The organism is Streptomyces sp. NPDC088915 (assembly GCF_044749825.1).
Taxonomy (GTDB): Bacteria; Actinomycetota; Actinomycetes; order Streptomycetales; family Streptomycetaceae; genus Streptomyces.
The window spans coordinates 301655-322498 of the sequence record NZ_JBIVIR010000003.1 but is presented as its reverse complement, the minus strand read 5'-3'; the positions used below and the strand labels follow the sequence as shown (position 1 = coordinate 322498).

Genomic DNA, 20844 nt, shown 5'->3' with positions numbered 1-20844 from the left:
TCCCGCTGCCGTCACGCCCCGGGCCGCTCCGGGTTCGGGCCCACGCCCGGCTCGGGGCCCGGGGCCGGGCGGACGATGCCCGCCGCGCGGTAGGCCGCGTCCTCCTCCAGCGTCTCGTTCGCCAGGAGGGCCTCGGCCAGGGCGTCCAGCTTGTCCCGGTGGTCGTCGAGCCGCCGCAGCGCGACCTCGTAGCACTCGTCGACGATCCGCCGCATCTCCCGGTCGACGGTGTCGAGGGTCGCGGGGGCCGCCGACAGGCCGTACGCCTGCTGGGCGTCGCTCGGGATGGCGGTGAGGCGGCCGACGCGCTCGCTCATCCCCCACCGGCCCGCCATGCCCCGGGCGATGGTGGTGACCTGCTCCAGGTCGCTCTCGGCGCCGGTGGTGACCACGCCGAAGACGACCTGCTCGGCCGCCATCCCGCCGAGGGCGCCGACGATCCGGCCGCGCAGGTACTCCTCGGTGTAGGCGTACTTGTCGGCGTCGGGGGTCGACAGGGTGACGCCCAGGGCCCGGCCGCGCGGCACGATGGTGATCTTCCGGACCGGGTCGGCGCCGGGCTGGAGCATGCCGAGCAGGGCGTGGCCGCTCTCGTGGTACGCGGTCCGCCGCCGCTCCTCCTCCGGCATCACCAGGGGCCGTTCCGCGCCGAGCTGGACCTTCTCCAGGGCGTCGGACAGATCGGACCGCGTGACGGCCTTCCGGTCGCGCTTGACCGCGAGGAGCGCGGCCTCGTTGGCGAGGTTGGCGAGTTCGGCGCCGGTCATGCCGGGGGTCGTGCGGGCCACCTGCTCCAGGTCGACGTCCTTGGCGAGCGGGATCTCCCGGGTGTGGATGCGCAGGATGGCCTCGCGGCCGCCCCGGTCCGGCGGGTTGACGTGGACGATCCGGTCGAAGCGGCCGGGCCGGGTGAGGGCGGGGTCGAGGACGTCGGCGCGGTTGGTGGCGGCGAGGACGATGACCCCCTCGGAGCCGGTGAAGCCGTCCATCTCGGTGAGGATCTGGTTGAGGGTCTGCTCGCGCTCGTCGTGGCCGCCCATCCCGGAGCCGCCGCCCCGGGCCCGGCCGATGGTGTCGATCTCGTCGATGAAGACGATCGCCGGGGCGACCTTGCGGGCCTCGGAGAACAGCTCCCGCACCCGGGAGGCGCCCACGCCCACGATCATCTCGATGAACCCGGAGGCGGAGGCCGAGAAGAACGGCACCCCGGCCTCGCCCGCGACGGCCCGCGCGAGGAGCGTCTTGCCGGTGCCGGGAGGCCCGGCGAGGAGCACGCCGCGGGGCATCTTGGCGCCCATCGCCCGGTAGGCGTCCGGGTTCTTGAGGAAGTCGACGACGTCGTTGAGCTCGCCCTCGACCTCGTCGATGCCGGCGACGTCGGCGAAGGTGGTGCGCTTCCCGGTCTCCAGCTCGACCGGCTTGGGCGGCTGCTTGCGGCCCAGCATGCCGCCGGCGCCGCCCATGCCCGCGCTCATCCGGCGGGCGATGAACACCCAGAGCAGGACGAGCAGCAGCATCGGCGCGAGCGAGAGGAGCAGATTGGCCAGGAAGCTGCGCTCCTGGACGACCGGCTCGGCGGTGACGACGACGTTCTGTTTGGTCAGCTGCGCCCACAGGCCGTCGTCGGCGAAGGCGGGCCGCTGGGTGGTGAACTTGGTGTAGTCGCCCTTGCCGTCGGGGACGGGCCGCTTGTCCTTCAGCTGCCCCTGGATCGCGTCGCCCTTGGAGTAGATCTTGGTGACGTTCCCGGCGGCGACCTGCTTGTCGAACTCGGTGTACGAGATCGTCGGACCGTCGCCGTCGTTGAAGAACGACAGGACGATGTTGGTGATCAGGTAGACGACGAGCGCGGTGAGGATCAGTCCGCCCCAGCCGCCCGGCATCCGCTTCTTCGGCGACGGGGGCGGCGGGGCCCCTTCCGAGCGCCAGGGCTGGTCGGTCCGGTCGCGCGGGGGTGCGGGGTCGGCCACGTGACTCTCCTCGGGGCGGCAGTGGCCCCAGTATCGAAGAGCGGGAGGAACCGGGCATCGCGGGCGGTCCGGAGGGATGAGAAGGGGCCCGGGGCGGTTTCCCACCGCCCCGGGCCCCTTCTCGTACGGGCCGTCAGCCCATGAACTTCTTGAACTCGTCCGGCAGCTCGAAGTCCTTCGGGCTCTGGCCCGCCCCGGGCAGACCGAAGGCGCCGCCCTGCTGCGCCTGCTCGCGGCGCTCGGCGGCGGCCTGCTCCTCGGCCTTCCGCTTCATCGGGTTGCCGCTCTTGCGCTTGCCCTTGGCCTGCTTGACCTGCTTCTTCTGCCGGCCGGGACCGCCGCCCATGCCGGGGATGCCGGGCATGCCCGGGAGGCCGCCGCCCTGGGCCATGCGGGACATCATCTTGCGGGCCTCGAAGAACCGCTCGACCAGGCCCTTGACCGCGCTGACCTCGACGCCGGAGCCCTTGGCGATGCGGGCGCGGCGGGAGCCGTTGATGATCGTCGGGTCCTGGCGCTCGCCGGGGGTCATCGACTTGATGATGGCGGCGGTGCGGTCGACGTCCTTCTCGTCGATGTTGTTGATCTGGTCCTTCATCTGGGCCATGCCCGGAAGCATGCCGAGCAGCTTCGAGATGGAGCCCATCTTGCGGACCTGCTCCATCTGGGCCAGGAAGTCGTCGAGCGTGAACTCCTGGCCCTTCTTCGACGCGAGCTTCGAGGCCATCTTGGCGGCCTCTTCCTCGTCGAAGGTCTGCTGGGCCTTCTCGATGAGGGAGAGCATGTCGCCCATGCCGAGGATGCGGGACGCCATGCGGTCCGGGTGGAACGCGTCGAAGTCGTCCAGCTTCTCGCCGTTGGAGGCGAACATGATCTGCTTGCCGGTGACGTGCGCGATGGAGAGCGCGGCACCGCCCCGGGCGTCGCCGTCGAGCTTGGAGAGCACGACGCCGTCGAAGCCGACGCCGTCGCGGAAGGCCTCGGCGGTGTTGACCGCGTCCTGACCGATCATGGCGTCGACGACGAAGAGGATCTCGTCGGGGCTGACGGCGTCGCGGATGTCCGCGGCCTGCCGCATCAGCTCCTGGTCGATGCCGAGGCGGCCGGCGGTGTCGACGATGACGACGTCGTAGAGCTTGGTGCGCGCGTGCTCGATCGAGTCCTTGGCGACCTGGACCGGGTCGCCGACGCCGTTGCCCGGCTGGGGGCCGTAGAAGGCCACGCCCGCGCGGTCGGCGACGACGGAGAGCTGGTTGACGGCGTTGGGGCGCTGGAGGTCGCAGGCGACGAGCAGCGGGGAGTGACCCTGGCCCTTGAGCCAGAGGCCGAGCTTTCCGGCGAGGGTGGTCTTACCGGCACCCTGGAGACCGGCGAGCATGATCACGGTCGGCGCGGTCTTGGCGAACCGGAGGCGGCGGGTCTCGCCGCCCAGGATGGAGACCAGCTCGTCGTTGACGATCTTGATGACCTGCTGGCTCGGGTTCAGAGCCTTGGAGACCTCGGCCCCGAGGGACCGCTCCTTGACGTTCCGGATGAACTCGCGCACGACCGGCAGGGCGACGTCGGCCTCGAGGAGGGCGATACGGATTTCCCGGGCCGCGCTGTCGATGTCCTGCTCGGAAAGGCGACCCTTGCCCCGGAGGTTCTTGAAGGTCGCGCTCAGGCGGTCGGAGAGAGTATCGAACACGGCGCTCGTCGGTCCTTGAGGTCGGGGGCGGAGAATCGCCCTCCAGGGTATCCGGCCCGGCAAAGGAATCGTCCCCGCCCACCGGATCGGACGGACGGGGACGCGTCCCCGGGTCACCCCAGCGCCGTCTCCAGCGTCCTCGCCAGGCCCGCCGCCTCCTCCGGCGGCAGCAGGGAGCCGTCCGGCCGGGTCACGTACAGGGTGTCGACGGCGTTGGCGCCCAGGGTGGAGACGTGCGCGCTCCTGACCCGGACCGCCGCCCCCTCCAGGGCGCGGCCGATTCGGTGCAGGAGCCCGGGGGCGTCCTGGGCGCGGACCTCGATGACGGTGGCGAGGCGGGAGTCGGCGGCGGCGACGGTGACCCGGGGCGGCGGGGCGGTGAGGCCCCGCCGCCGGGGATAGGCGGCCTCGCGTTCGGCGAGGCGGGCGGGGATGTCGAGGGAGCCGTCGAGGGCGCGGACGAGGTCGGCGCGGAGCCGGGCGGCCTCGGGCAGGGAGCCGTACTCGGCGGCGACGCGCCAGTCGAGGACGAGGACGGAGCCGGATCCCAGGCCGGTGGGGAGGTCGACGGCCCGCAGGTCGGCGGCGCGGACGGTGAGGCGGTGCAGGGCGAGGACGCCGGCGACGGCGGGCAGGACGCCGGGCCGGTCGGGCAGGGCGATGACGAGTTCGACGCCGACGGGCTCGGGAGCGGGTTCGTCGGGGCCGGCCGTGTGCTCGTCCCGGGTGTGGAGGGCGAGGACGGGTTCGCCGGTGCGCAGGGCCTCGATGGCGAGGCGTTCCTGTTCGGCGCTGGGGGCGGCGGCCTCGGGGTCGGGCAGGGGTTCGCCGGCGAGGACGCCCGCGACCCGTTTGACCAGGTCGGCAACCAGTGAGGCGCGCCAGGAGGACCAGGCGGCGGGGCCGGTGGCGAGGGCGTCGGCCTCGGTGAGGGCGTGCAGGAGCTCCAGGGTGCCGAGGGTGCCGACGGCGGTGGCGACGGCCTGGACGGTGGCGGGGTCGTCGAGGTCGCGCCGGGTGGCGGTCTCGACGAGGAGCAGGTGGTGGCGGACGGCGGTGGCGACGGTGGCGGTGTCGGTGCGGTCGAAGCCGACGCGGGCGGCGAGGTCGCGGGCGATGGTCTCGCCGGCGACGGAGTGGTCGCCGGGCCAGCCCTTGCCGATGTCGTGGAGGAGGGCGGCGACGAGGAGGAGGTCGGGGCGGCCGACGCGGCGGGTGAGCGAGGCGGCGCGGACGGCGGTCTCGACGAGGTGGCGGTCGACGGTCCAGGTGTGGACGGGGTTGCGCTGGGGGCGGCAGCGGACGCGTTCCCAGTCGGGGAGCAGCCGGGTGACGATCCCCTCGGCCTCCAGGGCCTCCCAGACGGGGACGGTGGCCTCGCCGGCGCCGAGGAGGGTGACGAGTTCCTCGCGCGCCTCGGCGGGCCAGGGCACCGGGAGGGGCTTGGCGGTGGCGGCGAGCCGGCGTACGGCGTGCGGGGAGAGCGGCAGGCCGGACTGGGCGGCCGCGGCGGCGGCCCGCAGGGGCAGGACGGGGTCGCGCTCGGGCCGGGCGGTGCGGGCGAGGACGACCTCGCCGTCCATCTCGACCACGCCCTCGGCGAGCGGGGTGCGCTCGACCGGAGGTTTGCCTCCTGGGCGACCGGTTCCGGATCGGCCGCCCAGGAGGGACCGGAGCCGGGGGCGGGCCGAGCGGGCCTTGAGGACGCGGTTGACCTCGCGCCAGGTGACGTCGGTGGCGTACGAGATGGTCCGGGCGGCCTCGTACACCTCGCGGAGCAGGGTGTCGGCGTCGAGGAGGCCGAGTTCGGCGGCGACGGCGTCCTGTTCCTGGAGGGCGAGCCGGTCGGTGGCGCGGCCGGTGACCAGGTGGAGGGCGTCACGGGTGTCGAGGAGGCGGCGGCGGGCGCGATCGAGGCCCTCGCGGGGGGCGTCGGCGAGCCAGGAGGCGGCGACGGCGCGCAGGGCCTGGGCGTCGCGCAGTCCGCCGCGGGCCTCCTTGAGGTCGGGTTCGAGGAGGAACTGGAGCTCGCCCATGCGTTCGGCGCGTTCGCGGCAGAGCTCGTCGAGTGCGGGGAGGCGCTTGGGGGCCTGGTTGCGCCAGTCGGCGAGGACGGTGGTGCGCAGGGCGGCGACGAGTCCGGCGTCCCCGGCGAGGGGCCGGGCGTCGAGGAGGCCGAGGTGGACCTTGAGGTCCTCGGCGGCGGTGGTGCGGGCCTCGGCGGGGGTGCGGACGGAGTGGTCGAGGGCGAGGCCGAGGTCCCAGACGGGATACCAGATGCGGTCGGCGAGGGCGGCGATCGCGGCCTTGTCGGCGGTGCCGTCGTGGAGCAGGAGGAGGTCGAGGTCGCTGCGGGGGGAGAGTTCGGAGCGGCCGTAGCCGCCGACGGCGACGAGGGCGGTGCCGCGGGGCGGCGCGGCGGCGGCGAAGAGGCCGGCCAGCCAGTCGTCGGTGAGGCGGGCGAGGGCGGTACGGCGCGGCGGCCCGGACCGCTCCTTCTCGTGGAGGAGGAGCAGCCGGGCCGCCGCGTAACCGCCGGGTCCCGCGTCTTCGTTCTGCGTGCTGACTTCGAGGCTCGTCACCCGGCGGCTCCTCACGTGTTCCCTACAGTGCGTCCGGACCGCGCTCGCCGGTGCGGACCCGTACGGCGGTCTCGACCGGCACGCTCCACACCTTGCCGTCTCCGATCTTGCCGGTTCGGGCGGCCTTGACGACGACGTCGATGAGCTGTTCGGCGTCCTCGTCCTCGACGAGGACCTCGATGCGGATCTTGGGGACCAGGTCGACGGTGTACTCGGCGCCCCGGTAGACCTCAGTGTGGCCGCGCTGGCGGCCGTAGCCGCTGGCCTCGGTGACGGTGAGGCCGTGGACGCCGAACGCCTGGAGGGCCTCCTTGATCTCGTCGAGCCGGTGCGGCTTCACGACCGCGGTGATGAGCTTCATGCGTCCACCTTCTTGTTCTGCGTGACGGCCGGGGCGGGGGCGGCGGCGGTGGTGCGGGAGGAGGTGCCGCCGCCGGCGCCGCTGAAGTCGTACGCGGTCTCGGCGTGCTCGACCTGGTCGATGCCGGAGACCTCGTCGTCCTCGCTGACCCGCATCCCGATCGTCTTGTCGACGATCAGGGCGAGGATCGCGGAGGCGATCAGAGAGTAGGCGAGGACCGCGAAGACGCCGACGGCCTGCTTGCCGAGCTGCTCCAAGCCGCCGCCGTAGAAGAGGCCCTTGGCGTCGGACTGGACGCCGCCGGTGGCGAAGAAGCCGACGAGGAGGGAGCCGATGACGCCGCCGACGAGGTGGACGCCGACGACGTCGAGGGAGTCGTCGTAGCCGAACTTGTACTTGAGGCCGACGGCCATGGCGCACAGGAGGCCGGCGATCGCGCCGACGGCGATGGCGCCGAGGGGGCTGACGGAGCCGCCGGCGGGGGTGATGGCGACGAGGCCGGCGACCGCGCCGGAGGCGGCGCCGAGGGTGGTGAAGGAGCCGTGGCGGATCTTCTCGTACGCGAGCCAGGCGAGCATGGCGGCGGCGGTGGCGACCTGGGTGTTGACGAACATCACGGCGCCGACGCCGTCGTCGTTGCCGAGCCAGGAGCCGGCGTTGAAGCCGAACCAGCCGAACCAGAGGAGCGCGGCGCCGAGCATGACCAGCGGGAGGCTGTGCGGGCGCATCGGGTCCTTCTTGAAGCCGACGCGCTTGCCGATGACGAGGATGACGCCGAGGGCGGCGGCGCCGGCGTTGATGTGGACGGCCGTGCCGCCGGCGAAGTCGATGACGCCCATCTCGAAGAGCCAGCCGCCGGAGCCCCAGACCCAGTGGGCGACGGGGAAGTACACGATCGTGACCCAGAGGGTGATGAAGAGGGTCCAGGCGGTGAACTTGACGCGGTCGGCGAGGGCGCCGCTGATGAGGGCGGGGGTGATGATCGCGAACATCAGCTGGAAGACGGCGAAGACGTAGACGGGGATGGTGTAGCCGTCCCACAGTTCGGTGATGCCGATGCCGCTGAGGCCGACGTAGTCGGAGGACCAGCCGACGATCGAGCCGACGTCGGTGCCGAAGGCGATGCTGAAGCCGTAGAGCACCCACAGGATCGTGACGATCCCGAGGCTGACGAAGCTCATCATCAGCATGTTGAGGGTGGACTTGACGCGGACCATGCCCCCGTAGAAGAAGGCGAGTCCCGGGGTCATCAGCATGACCAGGGCGGAGCAGATGAGCATGAACCCGGTGTTGGCGGCGGACAGCGCGGGGGCGTCTGCGGCCAGGGTCGTGATGGCTGCTGCCATCGGCGTCTCCTCGTCGTCGGTACGGCCTGTGCGGGGCGGGGCCGGAGAGCGGCCGGCCGTGAGGGATGGCCGGTTATGGGCCAGAGATTCGCGCAGCGCGGTTTCCGGCGGTGCCGCTCGATGTTTCGGAGCCGTGACGAAGGGGTGGGGCGTGTTACGTGACCGTGAACACGCGGGTCACGGGCAGGTAACGGCGTACTCTCCGCCCGTACGGTGCCGGGCGGGCGGCCGGTACGGGCCGGGGGACGCGAAACCGGCCGCGTCGGCGTCCGTGTGTCCTTGCGGCGGGGGAGCCGAGTCGGGCAGTACGGGACGTCCGGCGCGGCCGGGGTCCTGGCGGGCCCTCGGGGCCCGGGCGGGAGGGGTCAGACGGCTTCGGCGGCCTCGGGGAGGAGCTGGGCGAGCCGGTCGGTGAGCTGGACGACCTCGGCGACGTCGCCGAAGCCGCGGGCGGCGTGGTCGACGGTCTTGCGGAGCCGGGTGTTGACCCGCTCGGAGCGGATGCTGCGGGCGACGCCGAGGGCCTTCCCGGCGAGGACGACGGACTGCTCGGGCTCGCGCTTGAGGAGGTGGACGGTGGCCAGGCCGATCAGGTTGAGGGCGTAGGACCGCTGGTGGTCGGGGTCCTTCTCGAAGAGCTCGACGGCCCGCTCCATGAGGGGCTCGGCGAGCGAGGCGTACGTCGGGGAGCGTCCGGCGACGTAGGCGAGGTCGCGGTAGGAGTGGGAGTTCTCGCCGTTGAGCTCGGCCTCGGAGAAGAACCTGATCCAGTCGGGCTCGGGCTCGCCCTCGAGTCCGGCGTCGGCGAAGGTGTCCTCGGCCATCCGGACGGCCCGCTTGCACTTGGAGGGCTGGCCCATGTTGGCGTAGGCGCGGGCCTCCATCGCATACAGCATGGCCTGGGTGCGGGCGGTGGCGCAGTCGCGGCTGCCGTACTGGGCGAGGTGGATGAGTTCGAGGGCGTCGTCGGGCCGGCCGAGGTGGATCATCTGGCGGCTCATGGACGAGAGGATGTACGAGCCGAGGGGCTTGTCCCCGGCCTCCTTGGCGGCGTGCAGGGCGAGCACGAAGTACTTCTGGGCGGTGGGCTGGAGGCCGACGTCGTAGCTCATCCAGCCGGCGAGCTCGGCGAGTTCGGCGGCGCAGGTGAAGAGGCGCTTGGAGACGTCGAGGGGCTGGGCCTCCTGGAGGAGGTCGGTGACCTCGTGGAGCTGGCCGACGACGGCCTTGCGGCGCAGTCCGCCGCCGCACTGGGCGTCCCACGTGCGGAACATCGCGGTGGTGGACTCCAGGAGGTTGAGCTCGGCCTCGGAGAGCCGGTGCGGACGGCGGGCGTCTGCGGAGGGGGCGGGGGCGGGGCGCTCGACGTCGCCGGCCGGGGTGGGGACGAGCCAGCGCTGCATCGGTTCGATGAGGGCGGGTCCCGCGGCGAGGGAGAGGGAGGAGCCGAGGAAGCCCCGGCGGGCGAGCATGAGGTCGCTGCGGGAGAACTCGCTGAGCAGGGCGACGGTCTGGGGACCGGCCCAGGGGAGGTCGACCCCGGAGACGGAGGGCGACTGGTGGGCGGTGCGCAGGCCGAGGTCCTCGACGGCGACGACGGATCCGAAGCGTTCGGAGAAGAGCTCGGAGAGGATCCGCGGGATGGGTTCGCGGGGCTGCTCGCCGTCGAGCCAGCGGCGCACCCGCGAGGTGTCGGTGGAGATGTGGTGCGCGCCCATCTGGCGCGCCCTGCGGTTCACCTGGCGCGCCAGCTCGCCCTTGGACCAGCCGCTGCGCACGAACCACGAGCCCAGCTGCTCGTTCGGGCGCTTGCCGGCAGTCGTACCGTCTGCGCCGTTGCCGCCCACTGGAACGCCCCCATCCACCTGATTGCCTGTCGTGCGAACCCTTACCAGAATGCCGTCTCTCGCGGCCCCCGTCCGGCGTTCCCACTCCTTCGAACTGGAAACCGGGTTGCCACCGGCATACCCACGCGTGCAGTGCGCCCCGTGGTTCGAGTACCGAAAGTAACCCTACGATCACCTCTCTACGAGAGGGATTCAAGAAACGCCACCATTCGCCACCCCTTCGAATGAACCCGCCACCCGTGGAACGCGCTTCACTTGACATGCGACGAACCGGAGTCGGCGGACGGATGCGCGGAGAGGCGCGTGTCGCGGCCCGCGCCACCCCCCGTACGGCCGTGCGCCACTCGCGATGACGGAGCGTGACGGGGAGTGACGAAGGCACTCCTGGTCGTAACCACCGGCGCGCTCGACCCGTTGGAGGGGACATGGGTTTCACGATCGGCGGCATTCGTGAGATGCGGTCCGGCGCACGCCGCCGCGTACGCGCCACGGAGTGCACAGCGGTGGCGGAGTACACGGGGCTCTGGGGCTGGGACGTGGTCCCCGGCGCGCGGGCCGTCTCCGGCCGGTGCTCCTGCGGCGATCCGGTGTGCGCGGCCCCCGGGGCGCACCCGCTCTCCTTCGCGGAGCCGGTCCCGGCGGGCGCCGGGCTCGACGACGCGACCAGGGCGTGGTCGGAGTACCCGGGCGCGGCGCTGCTCCTCCCGGTGGGCCGGGCCTTCGACGTGATCGAGGTGGCGGAGGCGGCGGGCCGGCGGGCCCTGGTCCGCCTGGAGCGCATGGGCCTTCCGCTCGGCCCGGTGTGCGCGACCCCGACCGGGCGGGCGCGCTTCTTCGTGGCGCCGGGGGCGGCGGCCGAGCTGCCGCAGCTGCTGTACCGGATGGGCTGGGACGACGCCGATCTGGACCTGCACTGCCTGGGCCCCGGCTCGTACGTCACCGCTCCCCCGTCGGACCTGGGCGGCCTCGGTCCCGTGCGCTGGCTGCGGCCCCCGACCCTGGACACGGCGGGCGCGCCGCCGCAGGCGCGGCTGCTGCTCGGCACCCTGGCGTACATCTGCCACCGCACGCACTACTGACGGCCGTACGTGTGAAGGGCCCCCGCCGTTTCCCGGCGGGGGCCCTTCTACGCGTGCGCGTGGACGTGCGGTCAGTCGCCGATCAGGGCGTCGACGAAGGCGCCCGGCTCGAAGGGGGCCAGGTCGTCCGGGCCCTCGCCCAGGCCGATCAGCTTGACCGGGACGCCCAGCTCGCGCTGGACGGCGATGACGATGCCGCCCTTGGCGGTGCCGTCGAGCTTGGTCAGGACGATGCCGGTGATGTCGACGACCTCGGCGAAGACGCGGGCCTGGATCAGGCCGTTCTGGCCGGTGGTGGCGTCGAGGACGAGGAGGACCTCGTCGAGCGGGCCGTGCTTCTCGACGACGCGCTTGACCTTGCCGAGCTCGTCCATGAGGCCGGTCTTGGTGTGGAGGCGGCCGGCGGTGTCGATGAGGACGACGTCGGCGCCCTCCGCGATGCCCTCCTTGACCGCGTCGAAGGCGATCGACGCCGGGTCGCCGCCCTCCGGGCCCCGGATGGTGCGGGCGCCGACGCGCTCGCCCCAGGTCTGGAGCTGGTCGGCGGCGGCGGCGCGGAAGGTGTCGGCGGCGCCGAGGACGACGGACTTGCCGTCGGCGACGAGGACGCGGGCCAGCTTGCCGGTGGTGGTGGTCTTGCCGGTGCCGTTGACGCCGACGACCATGACGACGCCGGGGACGTCCGCGGGGCTCTCGGTCTTCACCGTGCGGTCGAGGTCGGGGCCGAGGAGGGTGATCAGCTCCTCGCGGAGCAGGCCGCGCAGCTCCTCGGGGGTGCGGGTGCCGAGCACCCTGACGCGCTCGCGCAGCCGCTCGACGAGCTCCTGGGTGGGGGCGACGCCGACGTCGGCGGTGAGGAGGGTCTCCTCGATCTCCTCCCAGGTGTCCTCGTCGAGGTGCTCGCGGGACAGGAGCGTGAGCAGCCCCTTGCCGAGCGAGTTCTGGGAGCGGGCGAGGCGGGCCCGGAGCCGTACGAGACGGCCGGCGGTGGGCTCGGGGATCTCGATCACGGGGGCCGGGGGCTCGGCGACGACCGGGTCCTCGACGGCGGTCGGGGTCCCGGTGGCCTCCTCGGCCGTGGGGAGCTCGACCTCCTCGACCGTGCGGCGTGGTTCTTCCCGCGACGTCTCCGCCTCATCGCCGACGCGCGGCTCGGCGGGCGGAGCGGTGATGGTCGGCGGGGTGGACGGCGGCTCGGCCGGGGGCAGCTGCTTCTTCTTGCGGCCGCTGACCACGAGCCCGCTCGTCACGGCGACCGCGACGACCAGAGCGATGACTACAGCAAGGATGAGTTCCATAACGGGTCCAGTATGGCGTCACCCCGTCCGCGCCCCCCGTACTCCCCGTGGGGCACGCCCCCGCGCACCGGACCGGTCCGCCGTTCGGCGGCGCCGGACACGAGGACCGCCCCGGTCCGGGGCGCGGGCCTCGGAGCGGGGCGGTCTCGATGAACGAGGAGAGAGGGCAGCGGGGGTCAACCCATCTCCTCCAACGCCTTGCCCTTGGTCTCCTTGACGTACCGGAGCACGAAGGGGATCGAGAGCACGGCGAAGACCGTGTAGATGATGTAGGTGCCGGAGAGGTTCCAGTCCGCGAGGGACGGGAAGCTGGCGGTGATGGCCCAGTTGGCGATCCACTGGGCGGAGGCGGCGACGCCGAGGGCGGCGGCGCGGATCCGGTTGGGGAACATCTCGCCGAGGAAGACCCAGACCACCACGCCCCACGAGAGGGCGAAGAAGAGCACGAAGACGTGGGCGGCGACGAGGGCCACGACGCCCTGGGTGTTGGGCAGCTTGCCGTCGACGAGGTCGGCGGAGAAGGCCCAGGCCTCGAAGGCGAGGGCGATCGCCATGCCGGCGGAGCCGACGAGGGCGAGCGGCTTGCGGCCGACCCGGTCGACCAGGACCATCGCGATCACGGTGCCGATGATGTTGATGATCGACGTGGTGAACGAGTAGAGGAACGAGCTGGACGGGTCGATGCCGACGGACTGCCAGAGGGTCGCGGAGTAGTAGAACGCGACGTTGATGCCGACGAGCTGCTGGAAGACCGAGAGTCCGATGCCGACCCAGACGATGGGCAGCAGCTTGAAGCGGCTGCCGGAGACGAACAGGTCCCAGAAGCTGGACTTGTGCTCGCGGCGCATGGCCTGCTGGATCTCGTCCACCCGGTGGTCCAGGTCCACGCCCTTGCCCTCGACCTCGGAGAGGACCTGCTTGGCCTTGTCGAGCTTGCCGACGGAGATCAGGAAGCGGGGGGACTCGGGGATCGCGAAGGAGAGCAGGCCGTAGAGGAGGGCGGGCACGACCATGACGCCGAGCATCCACTGCCAGGCCTCCAGGCTGCCGATCTTGCCGCGCTGGTCGCCGTCGGCGAGCTGGAGGATGCCGTAGTTGACCAGCTGGGAGATGGCGATGCCGATGACGATGGCGGCCTGCTGGAAGGAGCCGAGCCGGCCGCGGTAGGCGGCGGGGGCGACCTCGGCGATGTAGGCGGGGCCGATGACGGAGGCCATGCCGATGGCGAAGCCGCCGATGATCCGCCAGAAGGCGAGGTCCCAGAGGGCGAAGGGCAGGGCCGAGCCGATCGCGCTGATGGTGAAGAGGACGGCCGCGATCTGCATGCAGCGGATGCGGCCGATGCGGTCGGCGATCCGGCCCGCGGTGGCGGCGCCGATGGCGCAGCCGATCAGCGCGATGGCGATGACCTGGGCGAGGGTGCCGGAGCCGATGTCGTACCGGTGGCGGATCGCCTCCACGGCGCCGTTGATGACGGAGCTGTCGTAACCGAAGAGGAAACCGCCCATCGCGGCGGAGGCCGTGATGAAGATGACGTGACCGAGGTGGTCCGGGTGGGCGGCGCGGCCTTCGGAGGGGGGCGGCGGAGGCGCCTGCTCAGTACTGGTCACATGGACTCCTGGTGGCTCCGGCAGCGTTGTCGGGGCATGGGGGGCGAACCCTTCCAGTGGCGCACAACTTCACGCCGCCCACCACTTGAAGGTAAAAGCAACGTTGCAGAGACTATGCCTTCAAGTTTCGAAGTCAATACCCACCCTCTGAACGAACAGAAGACAAGGCAGTGCCTCACGCGTTCAATTCTTGAATGCGGGCTCAGGCGGAGCCGCTAACGCAGCCTTTGGCTGATGACCTTGGATACCCCGTCGCCCTGCATGGAAACGCCGTACAGCGCGTCCGCGACCTCCATCGTCCGCTTCTGGTGCGTGATCACGATGAGCTGCGAGGACTCCTGGAGTTCCTGCATGATCCGGATCAGCCGCTGGAGGTTGGTGTCGTCGAGCGCCGCCTCGACCTCGTCCATCACGTAGAACGGGCTGGGCCTGGCCTTGAAGATGGAGACGAGCAGCGCCACGGCCGTCAGCGAGCGCTCGCCGCCGGAGAGCAGCGAGAGCCGCTTGACCTTCTTGCCCGGCGGGCGGGCCTCCACCTCGACGCCGGTGGTGAGCATGTCGTCCGGATCGGTGAGGACCAGACGGCCCTCGCCGCCCGGGAAGAGGCGCGAGAAGACGCCCTCGAACTCACGGGCCGTGTCCCGGTACGCCTCGGTGAAGACCTGCTCGACGCGCAGGTCGACCTCCTTCACGACCTGAAGCAGGTCGGCCCGGGTCTTCCTCAGGTCCTCCAGCTGCTCCGAGAGGAACTTGTGCCGCTCCTCCAGGGCCGCGAACTCCTCCAGGGCCAGCGGATTCACCTTGCCGAGCTGGTGGTGGGCCCGTTCGGCGGCCTTCAGCCGCTTCTCCTGCTCCGAACGGACGAACGGCCGGGGTTCCGCGGGCTCCGCGCCCTCCTCCCCCTCGACCGCGGGCGGCGGGGGGACGGGCTGGTCGGGGCCGTACTCGGCGACCAGGGCGGCCGCCCCGACGCCGAACTCCTCCAGGGCCTTGGCCTCCAGCTGCTCGATCCGCAGCCGCTTCTCGGCGCCGAGGACCTCGCCCCGGTGGACCGAGTCGGTCAGCTTGTCCAGCTCGGCCTTGAGGTCCCGGCCCCGGGCCCTGGCCTCCGTGAGCCCCCGCTCCCGGTCGGCCCTGGCCGCCTCGGCGACCGCCCGCTCCCGCTCGGCGCGGGACAGCGAGACCTCGACGTGGGCCAGGAGCGTCCGGGCCCCGGCGGCGACCGCGCCGGCGACCTCCGCCTCGTGGCGGAGCCGGGTCCGGCGCTGCTCGGCACGCGCGCGTGCCTCCCGTTCGGCGCGGGCGGCCCGGTCGAGGGAGTCGGCCCGCCCGGCGAGTCCCCTGACCCGCTCCTCGTGGGTACGGACCTGGAGCCGCGCCTCCATCTCGGTCTGGCGCGCCCGGGAGCCGTCGGCCGCGAGCCGGTCGCGGACGGCGGTGTCGGGCTCCTCGTCCCCGTCCTCCCCTGCGGCCTCCTCGGCCACCAGGAGCCGTTCGGCCAGCTCCTCGGCGTCGGCGGCGGCCTTCTCCAGGGCCTCCTGGGCGCGGGCCGCGGCCGCGGCGGCGCGCTCGGCCTCCTCCGCCGCTCCCCTGGCCTGTCCGGCGAGCCGACCGAGCCGCTGGGCGACGGCGGACTTCTCGCGCTCGGCGGTACGGCGGCGGGCGTCGAGCTCCTCGACGAGCGCGGCGGCGGTGCGGCGCCGCTCCCCGGCCTCCTCCCGCGCGGTCGCCAGCGCCTCGCACCGCGCGCCCAGTTCGTCGAGCTCGGCGGCGGCCTCGGCCACGGAGGCCTGGACCTCCAGGAGGCTGGGGGCGCCGGCGGAACCGCCGTGCGCGAAGTGCGCGCCGAGCACGTCCCCCTCGGTGGTGACGGCGGTCAGCGCGGGCCGGGTCCTGACGAGCTCCGCGGCCTCGTCCAGGTCGTCCACGACGACGACGCCGTCGAGCAGGCGGCGGACGGCGCCCATGAGTTCGGCGGGTCCCCGGACGAGGTCGGCGGCGAACGGGCGGCCTCCGGGCGCGGGGCCCACCGGCTCCGGAGCCGGGTCCCGGGCCCCGGTGAGGAGCAGGGAGGCCCGGCCCGCGTCCTGCTTGCGCAGCAGCCGGAGGGCCTCGGCGGCGGCGGAGGGTCCGGCGGCGACCGCGTCGGCGGCCGCGCCGAGGGCGGCGGCGACGGGGACCTCGTACCCGGGGGTGACGGTGAGCAGGTCGGCCGCCGGGCCGAGGAGTCCGGCGATCCCGGCGGCGAGCAGGGCGCCCGTGCCGTCCTTGCGGCGCAGTCCGAGGGCGAGGGTGTCGTGGCGGGCGCGGGTCGCGGCGCGGCGGCGCTCGGCGGCGTCCAGGGCTTCGCGGGCGGCGCCCAGGGCGGTCTCGGCCTCGGCGAGCTCGCGGCGGGCGCCCTCGTGCCGTTCGGCGTGCTCGGTGTCCTCCGCGTCGAGGTCGTCGACCTCGGCCCTGAGCCGTTCGTACTCCTCCCGGGCGGCGGCGGCCCGCTCGGCCGCCTCGTCCCGGGCGGCGGCGAGCCGGTCGATCTCGGCCCGGGCGGCGGCGGCGCGCGAGCGGGCCGCGTTGACCTGGCCGTGGAGGCGGGCGAGTCCCTCGCGCCGGTCGGCGAGCGCACGGGCGGCGTCCTTGAGGCGGCGCTCCTCGTCCGTCAGCGCCCGCTCCAGGTCGGAGCGGTGGGCGACGGCGTCCTCCAGGGCGCGTTCGGCGGCCTCCAGGGCGGCTTCGAGCTCGGCCTCCTGCTCGCGGACGCGTGCCGCCTCCCGTTCCAGGTCCTCGGGGTCGCGGCCGCGCCGCTCCTCGGGGGGCGCGGTGGTGGCGCTCTTCACGCGCGCGTCGGCCAGGGAGACGGTGCCCCGGACGCGTTCGGCGAGCTGGGAGAGGTCGTACCAGGTCTGCTGGGCGCGTTCCAGGCGGGGCACGAGCGCGCGGGCCCCGGCCTCCAGGGCGGCCTCCCGCGCGAGGGCGGCGCGCAGCTCGGTCCCGGTGGCCTCCTTGCGCGCGAGGAGGGCCGCCTCGTCGGCGATCTCGGCGCCGAGCGCCGCCCTGAGGTGGACGAGGTCGTCGGCGAGGAGGCGCAGGCGGGCGTCGCGCAGGTCGGCCTGGATGACGACGGCCCGGCGGGCGACGGCGGCCTGCCGGCCCAGCGGCTTGAGCTGGCGGCGCAGTTCGTCGGTGAGGTCCTGCACGCGCGCGAGGTTGGCCTGCATCGCGTCGAGCTTCCGCAGCGCCTTCTCTTTCCGCTTGCGGTGCTTGAGGACGCCGGCGGCCTCCTCGATGAAGGCGCGGCGGCCCATCGGGTCGGCGTGCAGCACGGAGTCGAGCTGTCCCTGTCCGACGATGACGTGCATCTCGCGTCCGATGCCGGAGTCGGAGAGCAGGTCCTGGAAGTCGAGCAGGCGGCAGGTGTCGCCGTTGATCTGGTACTCGCTGCTGCCGCCGCGGAACATGATCCGGGTGAGGGTGACCTCGGCGTAGTCGATGGGCAGGGCGCCGTCGGAGTTGTCGATGGTCAGCGAGACCTCGGCGCGGCCGAGCGGGGGGCGCCCGGTCGTGCCGGCGAAGATGACGTCCTCCATCTTGCCGCCGCGCAGCGACTTGGCGCCCTGTTCGCCCATGACCCACGAGAGGGCGTCCACGACGTTGGACTTGCCCGATCCGTTGGGGCCCACGACACAGGTGATTCCCGGTTCGAACCTCAGCGTGGTGGCCGAGGCGAACGACTTGAATCCGCGGAGCGTCAAGGCCTTGAGGTGCACGTCGGGGACTCTACCGGGGCCCGCGCGTTTCACCCGCGAACGTGCAGGGCAGATCCTCGGATGAGGAAGGGGGCGGCAGGGGGGACTCCGGGGAAACAGTGGGTGAAAGCAAGAAGGGACGCCGAAGCGCCCCTTGCGTGTCCAGCCGACATGCGTCGAACTCCATATGCGGCTGTACGGCGGCCGGCCGAGCCGACCTGTCTGTTTCCCACCTGGCCCCTCGGGGCTGGGTTGTCAGGTGAGCGCAGGCTCCGCCTGGGGTACGTCGAGATCGATGCTGTCCAGCAGCGACTCTCCCTGGTGCTGAGCGGCGGCAGCGGCGAGCGTGTCGTTCTCGGACTGGATCCGTACCAGCTCGGATTCGAGGTCCTGGACGCGCTGCTGGAGCCGTCGCATCTCGGCGAGGAGTCGCGGGTCGGAGCCGCCGACGTAACCGAGAAGCGCCTTTGCCATGATGGATGGTCCTCCACAATGAGTGACCGACCGAAGCGGTGTGGGTCGTGAGGGATTGGCACCCGCGGTGTTCGGCAGTGACGTGTTGTGCCGGTTCCACTGCCCCACAGCCAAGGTGCGCGGGGCTTCCAGAGTCTCACCAAAAAGTTTGACGGTCAACACGATCACGCCCCGTTTGAAGGGGCGGCCGGGGAGTCCACCGCCGCTCAGGGGCGGCGGCGCGTCTCGACCCGGCGCCTCGGGGGCGTCGCGCTCCATCTCATCGCGCAGCCTTCCACGGCGGGCGCTCCTTGGCAACCACCAGGCGCTTTCCCCTTCACACGCCCGTTACGGCGCGTTCGCGCGGCGCCCCGCCGGGTCACCGGAGGGGTGTCGGAGAGTGATCGTCAGCGGATGGCGAAGCCGTCGTAACCGCCGCGCGGGGTGTCCCAGATCTCAGTGACTCCGTCCACGCGTCCGGGTGTGTCGTCGGAGTGGAGCCAGTCGAGCAGACGGTGGCAATTCTCACGCGGCCCCTCGGCCACGACCTGGACCCGGCCGTCGTCGAGGTTGAGGGCGAAGCCCACCAGGCCGCCGATCTCCAGGGCGTTTGCCCTGGTGAACCAGCGGAAGCCCACTCCCTGTACCCGGCCGCGCACCCAGGCGGTCATCCGTACGTCGTCGCTCATGGCTGCACGCTAACGGGCAGCCCCGCCGAAGAGCACATCGCCCCCTGCTTCCCACTCGCGTACAGTCCCGACGAACGCGCCTCACCCGTTCGGGCGCGCGCCGTTCGACTGTCGGACCGCAACGGTACCGACCGCAAAGATCAGCAAAGACCAGCAGGAGGGCAGAGCCATGGGACGCCACCGTCGCTCCGGCGCCGCACCCGCCGCAGAAGACTACGCGGCCGGTACGGACCGCCGTCACCGGGGTGACCGCCGCAGGCGGACCGTGCGCACCGGTCTGCTCGGCGCCTCCGCGGCGGTCGCGGTCGGCGCGGTCGCGGTCGCCTCGGGCCTCCTGCCCGGCGGGGACACGCTCACGGTCGGCAGCACCGACACGGTCGAGCACCGGGCGCCCTCCTCCCGGCAAGCCCCGCAGCTGACGACGCAGGGCGGGGCGACGGAGACCCCGGCGGCCCCGCGCACGGGGACCGGCAGCGGGAAGCCGGTCCCTCCGTCGGCGAAGCCCGGCACGAAGCCGAAGGCCACGAAGACGGCGACCCCGAAGCCCTCGAAGACCACCGCCTCCCCGAGCGCGAAGCCGAAGCCGACGCCGCCCCCCTCCCCCGCGCCGAAGGCCACGAAGAAGACGGCCCCGAAGCCGGTGCGGACGGCCGCCCCGAAGACCTCGGCCGCGCCCACCACCGAGGCGCCCGCGCCGAAGCCCGACCCGACCACGCAGGCCCCCACCACCGAGGCCCCCACCACCGAGGCCCCGGTCCGGAAGGCCGCGCCGACCTCCACCGCGAACCGGAACGACGCCGCCGAGGCGGAGGTCCTCCGCCTGGTCAACGCCGAGCGCGCCACCGTGGGCTGCACCCCGGTGACCACCGACGTGCGGCTCGCCTCGCTGGCGGGCGCGTTCAGCGCGGACATGGCCGCCCGCGGCTTCTTCGACCACACGGACCCCGACGGGAACACCCCGTGGGCGCGCGCCCAGAAGGCGGGCGTCTCGACCCTGGCCGGCGAGAACATAGCCCGCGGCCAGACGGACGCGGCGGCCGTGATGGAGTCCTGGATGAACAGCGACGGCCACCGCGCCAACATCCTGAACTGCGACTTCAAGACGATGGGCGTCGGCGTGTACTTCGGCGACGGCGGCCCGTGGTGGACCCAGGACTTCGGCTACTGACCCCGGTCACCGGCCCCCGCTCCCGCCCCGTACGGCCGGCTCACGCCGTGGCGACGCGTGGCGGGCGCTGGCAGCGGGGGCAGAAGTAGCTGGAGCGGTTCATCCAGGGGCGGCGGCGCATCGGGGTGCCGCAGCGGCGGCAGGGCTCGTCCTCGCGGCCGTAGGCGTCGAGGGAGCGGTCGAAGTAGCCGGATTCGCCGTTGACGTTGACGTACAGGCTGTCGAAGCTGGTGCCGCCGACGGCGAGCGCCGCGTTCATCACGTCCCGGACGTGCCCGAGGAGTTCGGTCGAGCGCGGCCGGGTCAGGGTGGCGGTCGGCCGGTCGTAGTGCAGCCGCGAGCGCCAGAGCGCCTCGTCCGCGTAGATGTTGCCGACGCCGCTGATCAGCGACTGGTCCAGGAGGGCCCGCTTGATCGTCGTACGGCGCAGGCGCAGAGCGGCCTGGAAGGCGGCGTCATCGAACGCCGGGTCCAGCGGATCGCGGGCGATGTGCGCGATGACGTCCGGGAGCCCGTCCGGGCTCTGGTCGTGGAGCGAGAGCCCGCCGAAGGTGCGCTGGTCGACGAAGCGGAGCTCGGTGCCGACGGCGTCGTCGAAGCGGACCCGGATCCGCAGGTGCTTCTCGTCGGGGGCGTCGTGCGGCTGGACGAGCAGCTGGCCGCTCATGCCGAGGTGTCCGAGGACGGCCGTCCCGGTGTCGGCCAGCGGCAGCCAGAGGTACTTGCCGCGCCGGCGCGCGCCCTCGACCCGCTGCCCCTTCAGCCGGGCCGCGAAGTCCTCGCCGCCCGCCAGGTGGCGACGCACGGCCCTGGGGTGCAGGACCTCGACCTCGGTCACGGTCCGTCCGGCGATCCAGCGCTCCAGACCGCGCCGTACGACCTCGACCTCGGGCAGCTCGGGCACGGTGTTCCTCCGGACTCGTTCGTCACTTCTTCACTTCTTCGACGGCGGAACCACCCTACTGCCGTCCGGATCACGCGCGGAAAAGCGCGGAAAAGACGAGAACCCCGCCC

Annotated in this window: 14 protein-coding genes; 2 read left to right on the top strand and 12 right to left on the bottom strand. The window is 72.8% G+C overall.

Translation table 11 applies throughout. The annotated features are described in order from the left end of the window. Nucleotides 1–11 precede the first annotated feature (11 nt). From ftsH to ACIP5O_RS08050, 6 genes are all read right to left on the bottom strand, one after another. Nucleotides 12–1970: an ATP-dependent zinc metalloprotease FtsH gene (ftsH, locus tag ACIP5O_RS08075; RefSeq protein ID WP_401289922.1), complete on the bottom strand. Its 1959-nt coding sequence runs from the start codon at nt 1968–1970 to the stop codon at nt 12–14. A gap of 133 nt (nt 1971–2103) precedes the next feature. Continuing rightward, the gene (gene ffh, locus ACIP5O_RS08070; RefSeq protein WP_401289919.1) at nt 2104–3657 is read right to left on the bottom strand and encodes a signal recognition particle protein; all 1554 of its coding nucleotides are present in this window, start codon (nt 3655–3657) and stop codon (nt 2104–2106) included. Nucleotides 3658–3770: 113 nt separating this feature from the next. After that, complete coding sequence (locus ACIP5O_RS08065; protein WP_401289916.1) at nt 3771–6239, bottom strand: [protein-PII] uridylyltransferase; 2469 nt, start codon at nt 6237–6239, stop codon at nt 3771–3773. A gap of 22 nt (nt 6240–6261) precedes the next feature. Continuing rightward, nucleotides 6262–6600 (bottom strand): P-II family nitrogen regulator, encoded by a 339-nt coding sequence (locus ACIP5O_RS08060; RefSeq protein WP_015036464.1) that lies wholly within the window; start codon nt 6598–6600, stop codon nt 6262–6264. After that, nucleotides 6597–7946, bottom strand: a complete 1350-nt coding sequence (locus tag ACIP5O_RS08055) for an ammonium transporter (protein WP_401289913.1) — start codon at nt 7944–7946, stop codon at nt 6597–6599. The genes ACIP5O_RS08060 and ACIP5O_RS08055 overlap by 4 nt, the downstream gene beginning before the upstream one ends. Before the next feature lie 365 nt (nt 7947–8311). Further along, nucleotides 8312–9793 carry a hypothetical protein gene (locus ACIP5O_RS08050; RefSeq protein ID WP_401289911.1) on the bottom strand — a complete coding sequence of 494 codons (1482 nt, stop codon included), beginning with the start codon at nt 9791–9793 and terminating at the stop codon, nt 8312–8314. Between the two features lie 425 nt (nt 9794–10218). Here ACIP5O_RS08050 and ACIP5O_RS08045 point away from each other — a divergent pair, with 425 nt between their 5' ends. Beyond that, nucleotides 10219–10872 carry a bifunctional DNA primase/polymerase gene (locus ACIP5O_RS08045; protein WP_401289909.1) on the top strand — a complete coding sequence of 218 codons (654 nt, stop codon included), beginning with the start codon at nt 10219–10221 and terminating at the stop codon, nt 10870–10872. Nucleotides 10873–10943: 71 nt separating this feature from the next. Here ACIP5O_RS08045 and ftsY read toward each other — a convergent pair whose 3' ends face one another. The 5 genes from ftsY to ACIP5O_RS08020 all read right to left on the bottom strand — a co-directional run bounded on the left by ftsY (nt 10944) and on the right by ACIP5O_RS08020 (nt 18662). Next, nucleotides 10944–12170: a signal recognition particle-docking protein FtsY gene (gene ftsY / locus ACIP5O_RS08040; protein ID WP_401289906.1), complete on the bottom strand. Its 1227-nt coding sequence runs from the start codon at nt 12168–12170 to the stop codon at nt 10944–10946. Nucleotides 12171–12346: 176 nt separating this feature from the next. Further along, nucleotides 12347–13780, bottom strand: coding sequence for a sugar porter family MFS transporter (locus ACIP5O_RS08035; protein WP_401289903.1), 1434 nt, complete (start codon nt 13778–13780; stop codon nt 12347–12349). Between the two features lie 215 nt (nt 13781–13995). Beyond that, on the bottom strand, nt 13996–17541 hold the full coding sequence (smc, locus tag ACIP5O_RS08030; protein WP_401289901.1) for a chromosome segregation protein SMC: 3546 nt from the start codon (nt 17539–17541) through the stop codon (nt 13996–13998). A gap of 234 nt (nt 17542–17775) precedes the next feature. Then, entirely contained in the window at nt 17776–17994 is a 219-nt protein-coding gene (locus ACIP5O_RS08025; protein ID WP_055641131.1) for a hypothetical protein, read from the bottom strand. A 386-nt stretch (nt 17995–18380) separates the two neighbouring features. Beyond that, the gene (locus ACIP5O_RS08020; RefSeq protein WP_030690661.1) at nt 18381–18662 is read right to left on the bottom strand and encodes an acylphosphatase; all 282 of its coding nucleotides are present in this window, start codon (nt 18660–18662) and stop codon (nt 18381–18383) included. A 169-nt stretch (nt 18663–18831) separates the two neighbouring features. Here ACIP5O_RS08020 and ACIP5O_RS08015 point away from each other — a divergent pair, with 169 nt between their 5' ends. After that, complete coding sequence (locus ACIP5O_RS08015) at nt 18832–19830, top strand: CAP domain-containing protein (RefSeq protein ID WP_401289894.1); 999 nt, start codon at nt 18832–18834, stop codon at nt 19828–19830. Between the two features lie 40 nt (nt 19831–19870). Here the strand turns inward: ACIP5O_RS08015 and mutM are convergent, their stop codons facing one another. After that, nucleotides 19871–20734 (bottom strand): bifunctional DNA-formamidopyrimidine glycosylase/DNA-(apurinic or apyrimidinic site) lyase, encoded by an 864-nt coding sequence (gene mutM, locus ACIP5O_RS08010; RefSeq protein ID WP_401289892.1) that lies wholly within the window; start codon nt 20732–20734, stop codon nt 19871–19873. Nucleotides 20735–20844: the final 110 nt, after the last annotated feature.